Raw genomic sequence first — 16,231 nt, 5'->3', positions numbered from 1 at the left:
GCGTATTTGCTCCCCTCTCCCGTTTATTAGAAAAGGAGGAGAAGGGCTGGGGATGAGGGGGCGGAAAAAAGAAAATACGCGGTAAACGTTGGGCTTCGCTACGCTCAGCCACAACCTACAAAATCGGTAGGTTGGTGCTGAGCCTGCGAAGCCAAAATATGAGAGCAGTGTTTTAAAAATTATTCTTTTGATTTACCAAACGCATATCCTAGAGCAAGGGTTATTAATGATGTCGCCAATGACCATACATCCTTAATATCCTTTACAAAATCAGGCTTATTATTACTATCATTAAAATATACGTTTATCGCTATGATCAATAATATGATGGTCATCATGGATAAAAATGACCACTTTAAAGTCACATATACAAATGAGTTTTTTGCATTTTCACCGGTACCAATACTTTTTGTAATGGAGCCTTCTTGATCTATCGAATTCAATCGATTTCTAATATTTGCATCTCTTTGCACGCCATCTGGCTGAGCATCACTCTCAGTAAATGTTAATCTATTTTCAGACATAATCACTCACCTTCACGAGTGAATATGTTATAAACTAAACTCCTTATATGATTCTCATCATTAACAGTCCAACCTGAAAAATTCATATAAAGATTTTTTCCATTTAACGTACCGATGCTTAATGGAGTGAAAAAACCCTCTAACAAAGAGTTACTCAAGTTAACAAATGTTACATTTAAGTTTTTATTATCAACAGGTTTACCTATAACTCTTATTCCTGTCACATCGGTCTTGTTTTCAAAGAAAAAGGTTATAGCCAAATCATTGATAGTCAATTTAAAACTTTTTGTAAATAAGTTCAAAATACCTGAGTGAATCAATTCAAACCCACCCACATCGATCTTTACATCTATATTGTTAGTCATTATTCTACCCTTTACAAAATTCTTGTACATTGCAATATAAATAAACCATATTACATATATTCATTGTTTCTTCATAATGAATATTCACCCCAACCTCTGTGCCAACCCCGAATACCGCTCGGTCTTTTTCCGTACCGCCTGTGCCAGCAGGGCGCGATCACCGTAGAGATCAAGCCGGGCCTTGGCGCGGGTGATGCCGGTATACACCAGTTCGCGGGTCAACAGCGGGCTGGGGCTGTCCGGCAGCACCAGTACAGTGTGAGCAAACTCCGAGCCCTGGGATTTGTGGATGGTCATGGCGTAGACCGTCTCATGGGGGGGCAACCGGCTGGGCAGCAGGGCCCGTAGGGTGCCGTCCGGCTGCTCGAACCACACCTTGAGGCGGCCGGTGTCATCGGGCAGGCAGAGCCCCATGTCGCCGTTGTAGAGGCCCACCCCGTGGTCGTTGCGCACCACCATCACCGGGCGGCCCGCATACCAGTCGCCGTCACGCTGGATCAGCCCCGCCTTGGCAAGGGCCAGTTCGAGCCGCTCGTTGAGCCCCGTCACCCCGAAGGGGCCGTCCCGCAGGGCGCAGAGGATCTGGAAGCCGTTGAACGCCTTGAACACCGCCGCCGGATCCTCGCCGGCCCGGGCCGCCTTGAGGTAGCTGCCATAACCGGCCACCCCCTCTGCGATCAAGGCGTTGTAGGCCTCCCCCGCCCAGGGGTGCAGGCGGATGTCGCCAAATCCTGCGCCCCAGACCGCCTCCACCGCCGCTCCGTCGCCGCTGTTGCAGGCGCGCGCCAGCTGGCCGATGCCCGAATGCTGGTCAAAGCGCCAGCTCTTGGAGAGCAAACAGAGGCTGTCGCGCACGCTGGCCCCTGATGGCGTGCCTTGCAGGCGATAGCCGGTCTGGCGGGAGAGCCAATGTGCCTGCGCCGGGCTGATGCCCTGTTCGATAAAGCTGCAGATATCCCCGAGCACGGCCCCTGCCTCCACCGAGGCGAGCTGATCCTTGTCGCCGAGCAGGATGAGGCGGGCGTGGCGGGGCAGCGCGTCCAGCAGGCGCGCCATCATGGGCAGGTCCACCATGGAGGCCTCGTCCACCACCAGCAGGTCGAGGTGCAGCGGGTTACCTCTGTGATGGCGGAACTGGCTGCGCCCGGGGATCACCCCGAGCAGCCGGTGCAGGGTGCCCGCCTCGGTGGGGATGGCCTGTACCCACTCGGGGGGCAGATCCAGGGCCTGCAGGGCAGCGCCGATACTCTCGGTCAGACGCGCCGCCGCCTTGCCGGTGGGGGCCACCAGCCGGATCGCCGGGGCCTTGCCCCCTTGCAGGCCGGTCTCCACCAGGATGGCGAGGAGCTTGGCCACCGTAGTGGTCTTGCCGGTGCCGGGGCCGCCGGAGATGACCGCGAAGGGGCGCGCCGCCGCCGTGGCCGCCGCCAGCTTCTGGCCGTTGCAGCAGAGCGCCTCGGGCACCAGGGTATCCAGCCGCTCCAGCTCGCTGGCCGCCTGGGCGCTTTTTAGCAGGGTCTCCACGGCCGGCCACTCCACCTCATGGGGGAAGACCAGATCCAGGTACTTCTCCACAAAGTGGCGGACGGAGAAATCCGGCGCGAGGCGGGCCTTGAGCAAGGCCCCGAACACCAGGCCGTAGTCGCGGGCAAAGAGGCGCGACAGGGCCGGGGCAATCTCCGGCCATTCGGCCCGTTCACTCAAGGCGCTAAGGTGGCGGGCCACCCCCAGCTCAAAGTCGTGGTAGCGGGTGAGGTAGAGGCGATCCCCCCAGAGCCGCAGGGGCCAGCGGGGGACCTCTCCCTCCTCCTGTTCGCTCCCCACAAGGGGGCTGGCCGCAAAGAGGGCGGGCCAGCTTGCAGGATCCGCGAGATCCGCCAGCAGATCCCGGCTCTGATCCGGATCCAGCCCGAAGGGGCGCGAGGATCCCTGCCCGTCACCGCCCTGAGCGAGCATCGCCAGCGGCAGGCAGACATGGCCGCGCCCCAGCTCATGGCAGGCGAGCGCGGCCCCCAGCACCAGCTCGGGGCTGCCGCCAAGGTCGGCCACCAGCCTGGCAAATTGCAGGTCAAGCTGGCGGATGCGCCCCGCCAGCGCCAAGGCTTTCAGCCGCTCTATCATGGTTTCGCCCTTCATCTCGCCCCTCATGCCTCTGCCTTGTTCGATTTTTCTAAACGATGATCGTCAGACGTCACACCTTTACTAAACAACTCGTCCAGCCCCAGCACCAGTTCCCGGCTGGGCCGGGCATGGAAAATGCCCCCTTGGGGCATGCCGCGCAGGAAGAGATAGAAGACCCCGCCAAAATGCCGGTCGAAATCGTAGCCCGGTAGCCGCAAGGCGAGCAGCCGGTGCAGGGCCAGCGAATAGAGCTGGTATTGCAGATCGTAGCGATGCTCGACCATGGCCCGCTCCAGGGCCGGGCGGCCGTAATCGGCGGGGCTCATGCCAAGGTGGTTCGATTTGTAGTCGAGCAGATACCAGCGCCCCTGCCACTCGAACACCAGGTCGATGAAGCCCTTGAGCATCCCCTGCACGGTGGCAAAACCGAGCGGCTTGCCGCCCCGCGACAGGGGGTCGTGCTGCTGGCAGAGTGCGGTGAGCGCCGGTGCCGTCACCCGCCCCATGGGCAGGAAGAACTCCAGCTCCACCTGTTTGCGCTCGGGGGCCAGATCCCGCAGCCGCACCGGATCCCCAAGGCCGGTCTCAAGGGGAGTATCCAGCACCGCCTCCACCTGCTGTTGCAGCACGGGGGCCCAGCCTTCGTCGAACCCCTCCTGGGTCAGCAGGGCGGCGATGTGCTGTGCCAGCGACTCGCCCTTCGCGTGCTCGAAGTCGATGGTCTCGAACAGGCTGTGGAGCAGGGTGCCGGGACGCGCCCCCTTGGGGAAGGTGAAGATGGAAGGGGCGGGCGCCTCCTCTTCCTGCACGGTGACGGCGGCCTCGGTGGCCACCTCGTCGTCGAAGCCGGGGTTGGCCAGCACCCCCTTGCCGTGGCCGTTGCCCTGGGCCGCGAGCCCGGAGTAGGAGCTGATCCACCAGTCCCGCTCAAGCTGCCCCTGGAACGCGCGCACGCTGGGCTCCCCCGGCGTCTCCGCTTCGGCGGGCAGCGGGGCCGGGCGGGTGAGCGAGGGCTCACCGACGGCCACCCCCGGCAGGGCCTGGGCCAGGTCGGTGAGGGCGGTCGCCAGTGTCCCGGCGTCCCCCTCCTCCCCCTTTTGCAGCAGGTAGCCGATGGCGGTGCGGTGCAGGTCGGTCTTCTCCGACTTGCCCGCCCCGGAGCGCACCGGCGCCAGCCCGAGCCAGGTGGCATAGACCCCCCGGGTCAGGGCCACGTAGAGCAGGCGCAAGTCTTCGGCGAGGCGCTCCTTGTCGGCCTCGGCCAGGGACTCCTCGGCACCGGTGAGATCGAGCACGGTGCGATTGCCCGCCTCCCCCGTTTCGTGGAACAGGGGGGTGTCGGCGGCGCGGTGGCTGCAAATGAACGGCAGGAAGACCAGCGGGTACTCCAGCCCCTTGGATTTGTGGATGGTGACGATCTGCACCAGCTTACGCTCGGATTCCAGGCGAAGTATCTGCTCCCCGTCCTGGCCGTTGGGCTGGCTCACCGCCTCCCCGAGCCAGCGCAGCAGGGCGTACTCCCCGTCCAGCTCGCCGCTCGCCTGTTGCAGCAGCTCGCCGAGATGGAGGAAGTTGGTCAGCCGCCGCTCCCCGTAGGGGCTCGCCAGCAGGGAGGCGGCGAGGTTGCGCCCGTGCATCAGGGCCCGCAGCATGGCCAGCACCCCGTGGCGATGCCAGACCGCGCGGTATCCCATGAACTCCTGCACCGCGCTCTCCCAGGCCCGCTCGTCAGAGGCCAGCGCGTCCAGGGCCCTGGCATCGAGATCGAACAGGCCGGTGGCGAGCGCCGCCCGCAGGCTTCGCTCATCGCTCGGGTTCTGGCAGGCGTGCAGGATCAGCAGGATCTCCCGCGCCTCCACCTGGGCCAGCACGCTCTCGCGGTTCGACAGATAGACGGAGGCGATGGCAAGGCGCGCCAGCTCCTGCTGCACCAGCTTGCCCTCGGCGCCGGTGCGCACCAGCACGGCGATATCCCCGGCCCTGACCGGCTCGCTGCCGAGCACCGCCTTGCCCTCCCGGGCCAGCGTGAGCAGGCGATGGATCTCCGCCGCCGTGGCGCGGGCCATCCTGCTCTGGTACTCCCCCTTGTTGAAGGTGGGCTGACCGGTGAGCTGCCAGCAGTGCAGCACGGGGGCGGTCTGCCCCTCGATCAGCAGTGCCCGGCTCTTGCCCTGCGCCTCCACCGGCAGGAAGGGGATGTCCGCCTCGTAGATGAAGGGATCCTTCGCCCGCTCGAACAGGCCGTTGACCGCCGCCACCAGGGCGCGGCTTGAGCGCCAGTTGCGCCCCAGGGTGTAGTGGGCGCTCACATTTCGCCGCGCCTGGATGTAGGTAAAGATGTCCGCGCCACGAAAGCCGTAGATGGCCTGCTTGGGGTCGCCGATCATCAGGAGCGCCGTGTCCTGGTGACCGCCGTAAAGACGGTGGAAGATGCGGTACTGCTGGGGGTCGGTATCCTGGAATTCATCGATCATGGCGACCCGGTAGGTGGCGCGGATGCGCTCGCAAAGCCGCTCCCCCAGGCCCGAGCCGAGCGCCCCGTCGAGATCCCGCAGCAGATCGTCGAAGGAGAGCTGATGGGCCTGGCGCTTGCTCTCCTGCATTCGGCTGCGCACCACCCTGGCCGCACGCTGCAAGACGAGATCCCGGATGCCCGGTCGGCTCGCCAGCAGGGCGTCTATCTCGCCAAAAAGCGGCAGGGTGGGCACCGTTCCCCCCTTCTTGAGGTTCTCCTCCAGCGCCTGCTGGCCGAAGCGCTCCAGCTCCTTGGGGAGGACGTAGCCGCTGGTCTCGTCCTGCGCCCAGTCGCCAATCTTGGCAAGCCAGCCCTCGTAGTTCTTGCCGGTGTAACGGCTGATCTGCCCCTCGGTCTGGCGGCGGATCTCGTCCGTCTGCGCCAGCCACCCGGCTTTCACCGCCCCGATGCGGGCCATGGCGACGCTGTGCCGCGCCGCCAGGGTCTCATCCCCCGCCACCGGGCGGATCTCCAGCTCGTCGTTGTCGAGCCAGCTCCCCATCTCCCGCAGCAGGGCGGCGGGGCTCGGCCAGAGCCTTCGCACCGCCCGGGCCAGGGGCTGATCCACCGGATAGAACTCGGCGCGCCAGTAGTCACTCACCGCCTGCAGCCGGAGCCGGCTGTCGTCGGTCAAAAATTCGGTTTCAAAGAGGGCGCCCGACTCGAAGGCGTTCTGCCTGAGCATCCGCTGGCAGAAGCCGTGGATGGTGAAGACCGCCGCCTCGTCCATCTGCCGCTCGGCGGCCAGCAGGCGACGGGCCGCCAGGTCGTGATCCTCCACCTCCACCAGCAGTTGGGCCAGCAGGGTATCCGTGCTGTGACCGCGCATAAAGGCGAGGCGCGCCTCGTGGATGCGGGCGCGGATCCGCCCCCTCAGTTCGGCGGTGGCCGCCTCGGTAAAGGTCACCACCAGGATCTCGGTCACCGACAGGGGCCGCTCGTGGGCACAGGGCTGACCGGCGTCTCCCCCCTCCTCGCCTGCTTGTTCGATAACCGGGCCGTGGCCCAGCAAGAGGCGCAGATAGAGGCCCGCGATGGTATAGGTCTTGCCGGTCCCGGCGGAGGCCTCGATCAGCCGCTCGCCATAGAGGGGAAAGCGCAGGGGATTGAGCGGGTTAGCCATTATTGCAACTCCTCCAGCGCCTGATGGAGCGGGGTCAGGTATTCACGGGCCAGCCCCTGCAACTGGGCCAGCACCTCGTCATCGAGTTCCGGGAAGCAGCGGGCGACATAGACGTCCTGCCCCTCTCCCGTCACCATGTAGCCGCCGTTGAAGCGGGCAAGTGCCGCCTTGTCGGCCTCCTCCGGCTTTGCCGGATCCTTCTCGATCGCCCTGAGCCACTCCCAGGCGGTGCTCGGGAAGAAGGGCAGCGGCCGCTTCATCCCCTGGGTCCAGAGGGCCACCAGGGCCGCCAACCTGGGCCGCGCCTCGTCCGCCGCAAGCCTTGGCAGCCGCAGACTCTGTTTGGCATCGAACAACAGGGTGTCGCCGGGGGCGCTGCTCAATGAGAGGCAAAGGTGCTGGATCCAGGCCAGCAGCAGATCCTTGCCGTTGAAGCTGCCGGGTTTGACCACCAGCGCTCGTCCCTTCTGGGTGTCTATCCAGCCCTGGAGCTGCCCCTGGGCCAGGGCGATGTCGATCTCCACCGCCTGTTTGTCCCCCGTCCAGGGACGCAGCCGCGCCGCCAGCTTGCCCATCTCGCCGTCGATCTCCTCCAGCAGCAGGCTGCCGAACCACCCTTGCGGTAACAGGCCGGAGAGTTGCAGCCGGTGGCGACGGGCCTCGCTCTCCCCTTCGGTCAGATGGGCATCCAGCAGCAGCGCCTTGAGCTGATAGTGCTGCAGGCCGTCCAGCTCGAAGGGCTCGCTGTCTTCGATGGTCGCCTCCTCCAGCTCGAACCACACCTTGAGGCGGCGGTTGAGGAAGTACCTGGCTGGCTGGCGATAGAAGCGCAGCAGCTCCGCCAGCTCCAGCCCCTGCTCCCTGCCCCACTCCGCGGGCAGGGGCAGATCGCCGCTCTGGAAGTTGGCGGCCCCCCGCTCCGGGCTCAGGGCCGGCAGCCAGTCGGCGGCATAGGTGAAGAGACCGGAGCCGGGTTCGGGGTAAAAGTAGGCCGGGCTGTAGGGGGTGAGGGGGTGCGCCACGATCAGGTGTTCGAGCAGCCGCCGGCCCGAGGTGTCGTCGTCGAGATCTTCATCCCCCGCCAGCACGAAGCCCTGGCGCACGTAGTCGATGAGCTCCGCCAGCAGCACGGAGGGCACCTTCTCGCTGTTGTCCTGGGCGCTGAACCCCTGATAGCTGATGTAGAGCCCCTGCTGGGCACTGAGGAGCGCCTCGAGGAAGAGGTAGCGGTCGTCATCCCGGCGGGATCGGTCCCCGCGCCGCGAGGCCACCGCCATCAGATCGAAGCCCATGGGGGGCAGGGTGCGCGGGTAGACGCCGTCGTTCATGCCGAGCAGGCAGACCTGGCGGAAGGGAATGGAGCGCATCGGCATCAGGGTGCAGAAGTTGACCTGACCGGCGAGGAAGCGCTGGCTGGAGCGGGACTCCCCCAGCACGCTGCCGAGGTAGTCCTGCAAGAGGTCGGCACTGATGGCCTGCTCGAAGCGGGCCTCGCCGAGCTGGGCCTGCCAGTCGATGAGCTGGCTGCGAATGAGCTGGAGCTGGCGCTCTTCATCCTCGTCGGCGAGGTAGAAGCGCTCCAGCAGCGCCAGCAGGCAGGCGTGCCATTCGGCCAGCGGCTGCGCCTGTTGCAGCCGGGGCAGAAACTCCGCCAGGGAGTCGACGAACCAGGCGAGCTTGCCGAGGATCAGCCCCTGCTGCCCCTCGATGTCCGCATAGGGCAGGATCCCCGCCACCGGCTCCCCGTCCCCCATGGCAAAGCCCAGCAGCATGCGCCTCAGGCCGAACAGCCAACTGTTGCCGGACAGACGCGGCAGCGCGAAGCGCTCGGGATAGTCGTCATCCAGCCCCCAGCGGATGCCGGTCTCCTGCACCCAGCGTCGCAGCACGTTGAACTCGTCGTCGTCCAACTCGAAGCGGCGCAGCACGGCGGGCACCTCCAGGATGGCGAGCAGCTCCCCCGCCCCGAAGCGGGCGTTCGGCAGCCTGAGCAGGGCGAGGAAACTTTGCAGCAGCGGGCTCTCCTGGCTCGCCGCCCGATCGGAGATCGCAAAGGGGATCTGGCCGCGGGCCCCGCCCCGCCCCTTGCCGCCCTCCTTGCCAAAAACGGCCTGGATGTAGGGGCCGTAGCTGTTGACGTCCGGCATCATCACCACCACGTCTTTGGGGGTGAGGGTGGGATCCTGCTCGAACAGGGCCAGCAGCCGGTCATGCAGCACCTCGAGCTCCCGCATGGGGCCGTGGCAGGCGTGGATCTGCAAAGTGCCGTCATCCAGGCTGACAGGGCTCTTGTGGTGGCTGGCATCGAGATTGAACTCGCCGGCCCCCCGTTCCGCCAGCTCCAGCACGTCTTTCTGGATGGCCCGCAGCAAGGTGACCTTGCCCTCATCGTCGCGATCCTCGATGTCGACGAAGGCCTCGATCTGCGGCACCTCCAGCTCCATCAGCTGGTGCAGGTAGTCACGCCCCAGCTTGCCCATGGAGGCGAGCAAGGGGTTGGCGGGACCCTGCAGGGTCTCGAGATCCGTGCCGGGCTTGAGCTTGTTTTCGAGGCGCGCCAGGGTCTTGCGATCGAGCAAGTCCCCCCAGTAGTAGCGGCAGGGGTTGGTCACAAACAGGTGTACCTCCACCTCGGGGCGGCTGCCGAGGGCCAGCAGGGCCTCCACATAGCGGGGCGGCAGGGCCGAGATGCCGAACACGAAGACCCGTTGCGGCAGCCTGCCCGGCAGATCCCGGGTGCGCTCCAGCTCGTGGATGAAGGCCTCGTAGAGGTTGGCGCGGTGGTAGCCGCTGGGGCTGAGGGCCAGGGTGCGGGCCACCAGCTCGCGCCAGAGCTCGGGCTGCCAATCCTGACCGCTCACTCCGGCCAGCTCCTGGCTCAATCCTTCCCCCTCTTCCCAGCGGGCGATCCAGTCCGGCCGGTAGACCAGATACTGGTCGAACAGATCCGCCACCTTCTGGCAGAGCTGCCAGAGCCGCACCTGCTCCGGCGCCTCCCCGTCACTGCCCCCCAGATAGGCCGCGAGGGGCGCAAAGGCGGGTCTGCCGAGCAGAGTGGGCAGAATGGTCATCAGGTGCCAGCTCATGGCTCCCTTGTTGTAGGGGCTCTGGCGCGGCACGTCCGCCAGCACCCGGGTGAACATCTCCCAGATGAAACTCGCGGGCAGGGGAAAGTCGATGTTGGCGGCGATGCCGAACGCCTTGGCCAGCTCCAGTTTGAGCCACTGGGCCATGCCGGGACTCTGCACCAGGATCTGCTCCCGATCGAAGGGGTGGGAGAGCGGAGCCTGCCGGATGCGGCTCACCAGCAGCTCCTTGAGCAGATCCAGCTGATTGGAGTGGTAGAGGGTAAACATGGACGACTCCCGCCAATTTCATGAAGAGGGGGTGCGCGGGGGGACACTCTCTGGCATTCCCGTCACGGCACGCGAATCGGGATTGTCGGGGATCGGGGGATAAGATGCAAAAGGCACTTGTGGCCTCCGGACTGCGCGCCGTCACACAGATGGCATCCCCGGGAAGCGGGCACAAAAAAGCCGGTGCAGGGCACCGGCCAAAAGGCGTTGGAAAACTTGAAACGTCAGGGTATTACCAGTGCTTGCCGAGGCGGGCATCCAGGCTGAAAGCCCCTGCACCGGCCGCCGCCAGGGCCAGGAAACCACCGGCCACGGAGACGTTCTTCATGAACATCAGCATCTGCATCTGCTCGGCAGGCTGATAGTGGAAGATGAAGGCGGCCATCAGGGTGAAACCGGCCAGCAGCACGGAGAGGCTGCGGGTAAACAGGCCCAGCATGATGGCAAGACCGCCACCCAGCTCCAGCAGGATCACCAGGGGCAGCATGAACCCGGGCACGCCCATGGCTTCCATGTAACCCTGGGTACCGGCGTAACCGCCGATCTTGCCCCAACCAGCCATCACGAACATCAGCGCCAGCAGTACACGACCCACCAGCAGTGCCACATCTTTCATCTTGTCCATCGTCATATTCCTTTGCTTACCATCATGGTATTTACAGTGTAAAAGCTAATTGTTAACTCATTCATTTCGCCAAGATTTTTCTATCAAGGCAGGTCAAACAGCAGGGCTTCACTCCCCCTGGAGGCGGTGAGCACCCAGCTCGACTCGTCGCGGCTGAGCAGCCCGTCGCCGGGTCGGGCAGCCAGACCGTTGCCGGTCAGCTCCCCTGAAATCATGTGCAGGTAACCATGACGCCCTTGCAGTGCCCACTCCAGGGTCTCCCCTTCTGCGAGCTGCAGACGCCACACTCTGGCCTGCTGGCGGATCCTGAAGGATCCCGCCTCGCCGTCCGGTGACGCCACCAGCGTCATCCCGGGCTTGTTTTCAATCTTCTTCTGCTGATAACCCGGGGTCGTGCCGTGTTCATTCGGCTCGATCCAGATTTGCAGCAGGGAGAGCGGCTCGGTCTGCGAGGGGTTGTACTCGCTGTGCCGGATGCCGGACCCTGCGCTCATCAGCTGGAAATCCCCCGCCGGGATCTGCTCGGCGTGGCCTAGGCTGTCCTTGTGCTCTATGGTGCCTTGCAGCACGCAGGTGAGAATCTCCATGTTGGCGTGAGGGTGGGTCGCGAAACCGCCACCCGGCGCCACCCGATCCTGATTGATGACCCGCAGGGCAGAGTGTCCCATCCATTCCGGGTCATAGTAGTGACCGAAGGAGAAGCTGTGACGGGCATCCAGCCAGCCAAAGTTGGCCTTGCCCCGTGCTTCTGCGGCTCTCAATTTCATCATGGTGTGCTCCTCACTGACCAAGTTGGTTCATTAACGCTGGCGACCGTCACCCAGACCGAAGGGGATGCGGTAGCTGCTGCTTTCGTTGCCCAGGCTCACCGTCAGGTTGCCCTGGGTGCGGCTCGGGATGGCGACCTGCTGGGTGCCCATCAGGTTGGCGTGGACGGAAGCCAGCAGATCACCGGACTCGTCGCGCACCTCCAGCATGGGGTTGGCCTTGCCGTCCATCGCGGCGGTGGCGCTCCAGTTGACAAACAGCACGCCCGGGGCGGCATTGAAGTCAGCGGGAACGGCAGCCTGGGCGGCACCTGCGGTCATCAGGCCTGCAACGGCCAGCATCTTGATTACGTTTTTCATGTTCATTCACTCTCTTGGGTTTTATGTCATTGCCAAGGCCCCTTGGGCCCGAATCAATGCATCCATGCAAGAGATCATTCAAATACTATGTTGTTCTTTTGCTGACATCAGACATCGTGTTTGGGGATGTCTCAGCCCGGAACTACCTTTTATTTGGCTGCCAGGCGTTCCTGCCTAAGCGTTGATTGAATATTAAAGTGACTTCCCCTAAGTTGTTAGCGAGATAATCTGGTAAACACATTCAAAAAAATTGAAGGTTGGATATGGCCAAGGAATCGAACAAGGAGCGGGCGCTGACCCTGGAGGCGATCCGGGTGCTGGACGCCATCGACCGCCGTGGCAGCTTCGCGGCGGCGGCCGACGAGCTGGGCAAGGTGCCTTCGGCGCTGAGCTACACGGTACAAAAGCTGGAAGACGAGCTGGACGCCATGCTGTTCGACCGCAGCGGCCACAGGACCAAGTTCACCCCGGCGGGCCGCATGCTGCTGGAGCGGGGCCGGGTGCTGCTGGAGGCGGCCGAGCACCTGGTGGGGGAGACCCGGGCCCTCTCCCGTGGCTGGGAGACCGACATCACCATCGCCGTCGATGCCTTGATGCCGGTACAGGCTCTCTACCCCCTGGTGGATCGGCTGGCCGAACAGACCGATACCCGGCTGAGGTTTCGCGCCGAGGTGCTGGCGGGCAGTTGGGAGTGCCTGGAAGATGGCCGCGCCGACCTGCTCATCTCCTCTCTCAATGCCGATATAGCCATGACCGGTATCAAGCACCAGGTACTCAGGGAGGAGGTGATGCTCTACGTCGCCCACCCCGATCACCCCCTGCATCAGGAACCCGAGCCCCTGGCGGACGAGACCCTGCGCCGCTATCGCGCCATCGCGGTGGCCGACACGGCACTGCGCAAGCCGGTGCTCACCTACCGCCTGCTCGACAAGCAGCCGCGCCTGACCGTCAGCACCATGGGGGAGAAGCGGGACGCCCTGCTGGCGGGGCTCGGCATCGGCACCATGCCACAACGCTGGATTGAAGAGGACATCAAGGCGGGCAGACTCAAGGTGATCAGTCCCGAATATCGCCACCAGATCCAGGTCGTGCTGGCCTGGCGGCGGGACACCATGGGCAAGGCCAAGAGCTGGCTGGTGCGGGAGATCCCCAAGCTGTTTGCCGGTCAGGGGGAATAAAGGACTGCCTTCGGGGGTCGGTGGCGCAGGAAGTACCAAAACTGCGCCCCATTCTTGACGACGGGCTCAGATTCGGAGAAAAGAAAAAAAGCGGACCTCTTGCGAGTTCCGCTCAATGCCAGGAAAGAATAAAACCTTGCGGTTAAAAAAACCCTTAAATTGGAAGCAAACAATCGTTTTCTCAACCAGGAAGGTATTGAATCCGATTCGTGTTGAATTATGTGCGATGTAATATGCATCACCAGCAAAATGTTGAAAGGTTGAAGGATATGCACCACCGAGTGTCATTTTCTGCCACCTTGCACCACAACTGGTCAGGCCATTTCCGCCATTATCACCGGGTTACCCTCCTCTGGTTTTTCTAGGTGTCAAAATTTGAGCCCGATACAGACAAACCACTCAATTTCTGACACGACTAAAAATGCAGATAAAGGAATAGTTGCATGACCTACAGCCAGACACTGGCCAATCACATCCTCGACACCCTGAAGAAAACCCTGACCGACAAGGGGATCCGCTATCAGACCCTGGCAGAAGCCATGGGGGTTTCCATCGCCACCGTGAAGCGCATGATGAACAAGCCCTCCCTGCCGTTCGACACCCTGCTGGAGATCTGCCATCTGGTGGGACTCTCCTTCGAAGAGCTGCTGGACCGGACCCAGGATGCCCAGAGCCGCCGGGCCGTCTTCACCCAGGAGCAGGACGAGGCGTTTCACAAGGAGCCGGGGCTCTATGCCTTTCTCGCCAACATCTTCTGGCGCGACAAGACCCTCATCGATCTCAAGCGGGAGTACGGCCTGACCGATGCCTCCTGCTACCTCTATCTGCGCAAGCTGGAGAAGCTCGGCATCCTGCAGCTTGGCATCGACAACAGCTACCACTTCCTCATCAGCGAGCGCATCAGCTTCGAGCAGCACAGCCGCTTCGCCCGCCAGCAGGCGCGCCAGGCCATGTCGGTGCTGGGGGACTATCTGGTGGAGAACATGCACAGGCCCAACAACTACATGGCGCTGTGCCAGCTCCATCTGGGGGAGAGCGAGGCCATGGCGCTGATCGATCGCATGAAGGAGTACTGGCATCAGGAGCTCAAGCTCAACCGCCCCGCCATCGGCCAGCGGGAGGGCAGCAAGACCTACACCATGTCGCTGCAACTGGCCGACTGCGGCTACCAGAGCTTCGACGATCTGATCCCCAACATCGACAACTGATCCCGGTGGATCCTGCGGGATCCGCCATGTCAGCGCCAGAACGCCGCTACTCTGCCAGTTGCACCTGCCGCGCGCCCATGGCGAGCGGTTGCAGTGCCCGGGTATCCAGGCAGATGCGGATGGCGTCCGGTCGCCAGTGCTCGATGTCGCAATCCACCAGCTTCCCCTCCTCGTCATGATTGACCCGCACCAAGCGCAGCACGGCGCTCCCCTGGGCCAGGTTGAGGGCGCGGGCTATCTCTCCCCGGGCCGCCGAGGGGGTGATCTCGAGGCTCGCCCAGCCCTGGCCTATGCCATAGCGCTGCCGGTAAAGCTCGGTGAGGGAGCTGGCCAGAGGAGCGCTGGCGATGCCGGGGAAGCGGCTCGCCAGCAGGTGATGGCTGACGTGGAGCACGGGGCGACCGTCGATCAGCCGCTGGCGGCGGATCTCGTAGAGCGGCGTAAAGGGTTCCAGACCCATCCAGCGGCACAACTCGCTGCTGGCAAGCTGGTTGCCATGGGCCAGCACCCGGGTCTCGGCGGTGCGCTGCTGCTCGCCAATCCACTGGTGAAAGTGGGTGTGGATGGCGGGATCGTAGGTGAGGCGAGGCGGCGCCACGAACCAGCCACGCCGCTCGGCCCGGTAGATGAGGCCGTCCGCCTCGAGGCTGGAGAGCGCCTCCTTGATGGTGATGCGGGTGGTGGCGAATCGCTCGCTCAGGGCCCGTTCGGCGGGCAGCTGCTGCCCCGCCGCCAGGTGTCCGCTGCCGATATAGCGGCGCAGGGTCCGGCAAATCTGTTCGCACTTGGAGGGTGTGCGGCCATCGGCCATCCCCTGTTCACTCAATCGCTCTGTCACTGTCACATCCCTGTCGGTCATTCGGGTTTGCACACCACTGGAGTAGACCAGAGGTTGTCGACCCCGAGTTGTAACCGCCCCTGATGACAGCGCCATGACAGGGCGATTGTCACGAAACTGCCATCAAAGCGCCCCGCCACCGTCATATTTCCCCTCTAGCATCCCTCTCGAACCTTAACTGACCTAGTCCAGAGGGATGGGATGATGAAAAGCGTGATCGCAAGTGCACTGGCCCTGGTGGCCATCAGTCAACCGCTGTTTGCCGCCGAGAACATCGCGGATCTCGAAAAAGCCGCCCGCGGTGAGGGCCAGCTCCAGAGCGTCGGCATGCCGGACAGCTGGGCCAACTGGAAGGATACCTGGCAGCAGCTCGGCAGCATCTACGGCATCAAGCATCAGGATACCGACATGAGCTCCGCCCAGGAGATCGCCAAGTTCGCCGCCGAGAAGGCCAATGCCACCGCCGACATCGGCGACGTGGGCGGCGCCTTCGGCCCGGTCGCGGTCAAGCAGGGGGTCACCCAGCCCTACAAGCCCTCCACCTGGGCCGACATTCCCAACTGGGCCAAGGATGCGGACGGCCACTGGATGCTGGCCTATACCGGCACCATCGCCTTCCTGATCAACAAGGATCTGGTCAAGGCCGCCCCTACCAGCTGGCAATCCCTGCTGGGTGGCGACTACAAGGTGACCCTGGGTGACGTGGGCGTCGCCTCCCAGGCCAACAACGGCGTGCTGGCGGCGGCCTATGCCACCGGCGGCAGCGAGAAGAATCTGAAACCCGCCCTGGATCTGTTCGGCAAGCTGGCCAAGCAGGGCCGTCTGTCGCTGAACGACCCGACCATCGCCAACATCGAAAAAGGCGAAGTGGAAGTGGGGGTGCTGTGGGACTTCAACGCCCTCAACTACCGCGACCAGATCGACCCCAAGAAGTTTGATGTGGTGATCCCGAGCGACGGCTCCGTCATAGCCGGCTACACCACCATCATCAACAAGTGGGCCAAGAACCCCAACGCCGCCAAGCTGGCGCGAGAATACATCCTCTCCGATGCAGGCCAAATCAACCTGGCCCGTGGCTACGCCCGCCCCATCCGCAGCAACGTGACCCTGCCGGATGACGTGAAAGCCAAGCTGCTGCCGGCCGAGCAGTACGCCAATGCCAAGCCGGTGCAGGATCACGCCGCCTGGGAGCAGAGCTCCAAGGCCCTGCCGCGCCAGTGGCAGGAAACCGTCATGATCAACATGCAGTAA

At 63.5% G+C, this 16,231-nt stretch carries 12 protein-coding genes; 3 read left to right on the top strand and 9 right to left on the bottom strand.

The window, feature by feature from the left end:
* Positions 1-179 precede the first annotated feature (179 nt).
* The 8 genes from AB5Y51_RS11145 to AB5Y51_RS11110 form a co-directional block, all read right to left on the bottom strand.
* Positions 180-524: a hypothetical protein gene (locus AB5Y51_RS11145; protein WP_368178448.1), complete on the bottom strand. Its 345-nt coding sequence runs from the start codon at positions 522-524 to the stop codon at positions 180-182.
* 2 nt (positions 525-526) lie between these two features.
* Positions 527-889, bottom strand: coding sequence for a DUF6864 domain-containing function (locus AB5Y51_RS11140; protein WP_368178447.1), 363 nt, complete (start codon positions 887-889; stop codon positions 527-529).
* Positions 890-973: 84 nt separating this feature from the next.
* Complete coding sequence (recD, locus tag AB5Y51_RS11135) at positions 974-3,025, bottom strand: exodeoxyribonuclease V subunit alpha (RefSeq protein WP_368178446.1); 2,052 nt, start codon at positions 3,023-3,025, stop codon at positions 974-976.
* 8 nt (positions 3,026-3,033) lie between these two features.
* A complete protein-coding gene (recB, locus tag AB5Y51_RS11130; RefSeq protein WP_368178445.1) occupies positions 3,034-6,648 on the bottom strand; it encodes an exodeoxyribonuclease V subunit beta in 3,615 nt (1,204 codons plus the stop codon).
* A complete protein-coding gene (gene recC, locus AB5Y51_RS11125) occupies positions 6,648-10,004 on the bottom strand; it encodes an exodeoxyribonuclease V subunit gamma (protein WP_368178444.1) in 3,357 nt (1,118 codons plus the stop codon). The genes recB and recC overlap by 1 nt, the downstream gene beginning before the upstream one ends.
* Before the next feature lie 232 nt (positions 10,005-10,236).
* A complete protein-coding gene (locus AB5Y51_RS11120) occupies positions 10,237-10,629 on the bottom strand; it encodes a DoxX family protein (protein ID WP_010675909.1) in 393 nt (130 codons plus the stop codon).
* Between the two features lie 83 nt (positions 10,630-10,712).
* A complete protein-coding gene (locus tag AB5Y51_RS11115; RefSeq protein ID WP_010675910.1) occupies positions 10,713-11,399 on the bottom strand; it encodes a pirin family protein in 687 nt (228 codons plus the stop codon).
* A gap of 30 nt (positions 11,400-11,429) precedes the next feature.
* Positions 11,430-11,762: a hypothetical protein gene (locus AB5Y51_RS11110; RefSeq protein ID WP_039040128.1), complete on the bottom strand. Its 333-nt coding sequence runs from the start codon at positions 11,760-11,762 to the stop codon at positions 11,430-11,432.
* 257 nt (positions 11,763-12,019) lie between these two features.
* Between AB5Y51_RS11110 and AB5Y51_RS11105 the strand changes: the two genes are divergently transcribed.
* Positions 12,020-12,934 (top strand): LysR family transcriptional regulator, encoded by a 915-nt coding sequence (locus AB5Y51_RS11105; RefSeq protein ID WP_010675912.1) that lies wholly within the window; start codon positions 12,020-12,022, stop codon positions 12,932-12,934.
* A gap of 443 nt (positions 12,935-13,377) precedes the next feature.
* Complete coding sequence (locus AB5Y51_RS11100) at positions 13,378-14,142, top strand: helix-turn-helix transcriptional regulator (protein WP_010675913.1); 765 nt, start codon at positions 13,378-13,380, stop codon at positions 14,140-14,142.
* A 46-nt stretch (positions 14,143-14,188) separates the two neighbouring features.
* Here the strand turns inward: AB5Y51_RS11100 and AB5Y51_RS11095 are convergent, their stop codons facing one another.
* Positions 14,189-15,001 carry a UTRA domain-containing protein gene (locus tag AB5Y51_RS11095; protein WP_270830399.1) on the bottom strand — a complete coding sequence of 271 codons (813 nt, stop codon included), beginning with the start codon at positions 14,999-15,001 and terminating at the stop codon, positions 14,189-14,191.
* Between the two features lie 183 nt (positions 15,002-15,184).
* On the opposite strand from AB5Y51_RS11095, the gene AB5Y51_RS11090 reads away from it, so the two are divergent.
* Complete coding sequence (locus AB5Y51_RS11090; RefSeq protein ID WP_010675915.1) at positions 15,185-16,231, top strand: ABC transporter substrate-binding protein; 1,047 nt, start codon at positions 15,185-15,187, stop codon at positions 16,229-16,231.

The organism is Aeromonas sp. R7-1 (genome assembly GCF_040908115.1).
GTDB lineage: Bacteria > Pseudomonadota > Gammaproteobacteria > Enterobacterales > Aeromonadaceae > Aeromonas > Aeromonas caviae.
Note: the sequence above shows the minus strand (reverse complement) of the source record. Positions and strands in the feature narration are given on the sequence as shown.

Excerpts from the sequence above, each read along its gene's own strand:
- AB5Y51_RS11145 (WP_368178448.1), bottom strand. The coding sequence starts at position 524 with ATGTCTGAAAATAGATTAACATTTACTGAGAGTGATGCTCAGCCAGAT.
- AB5Y51_RS11140 (WP_368178447.1), bottom strand. The coding sequence starts at position 889 with ATGACTAACAATATAGATGTAAAGATCGATGTGGGTGGGTTTGAATTG.
- recD (WP_368178446.1), bottom strand. The coding sequence starts at position 3,025 with ATGAAGGGCGAAACCATGATAGAGCGGCTGAAAGCCTTGGCGCTGGCG.
- recB (WP_368178445.1), bottom strand. The coding sequence starts at position 6,648 with ATGGCTAACCCGCTCAATCCCCTGCGCTTTCCCCTCTATGGCGAGCGG.
- recC (WP_368178444.1), bottom strand. The coding sequence starts at position 10,004 with ATGTTTACCCTCTACCACTCCAATCAGCTGGATCTGCTCAAGGAGCTG.
- AB5Y51_RS11120 (WP_010675909.1), bottom strand. The coding sequence starts at position 10,629 with ATGGACAAGATGAAAGATGTGGCACTGCTGGTGGGTCGTGTACTGCTG.
- AB5Y51_RS11115 (WP_010675910.1), bottom strand. The coding sequence starts at position 11,399 with ATGATGAAATTGAGAGCCGCAGAAGCACGGGGCAAGGCCAACTTTGGC.
- AB5Y51_RS11110 (WP_039040128.1), bottom strand. The coding sequence starts at position 11,762 with ATGAACATGAAAAACGTAATCAAGATGCTGGCCGTTGCAGGCCTGATG.
- AB5Y51_RS11105 (WP_010675912.1), top strand. The coding sequence starts at position 12,020 with ATGGCCAAGGAATCGAACAAGGAGCGGGCGCTGACCCTGGAGGCGATC.
- AB5Y51_RS11100 (WP_010675913.1), top strand. The coding sequence starts at position 13,378 with ATGACCTACAGCCAGACACTGGCCAATCACATCCTCGACACCCTGAAG.
- AB5Y51_RS11095 (WP_270830399.1), bottom strand. The coding sequence starts at position 15,001 with ATGACCGACAGGGATGTGACAGTGACAGAGCGATTGAGTGAACAGGGG.
- AB5Y51_RS11090 (WP_010675915.1), top strand. The coding sequence starts at position 15,185 with ATGAAAAGCGTGATCGCAAGTGCACTGGCCCTGGTGGCCATCAGTCAA.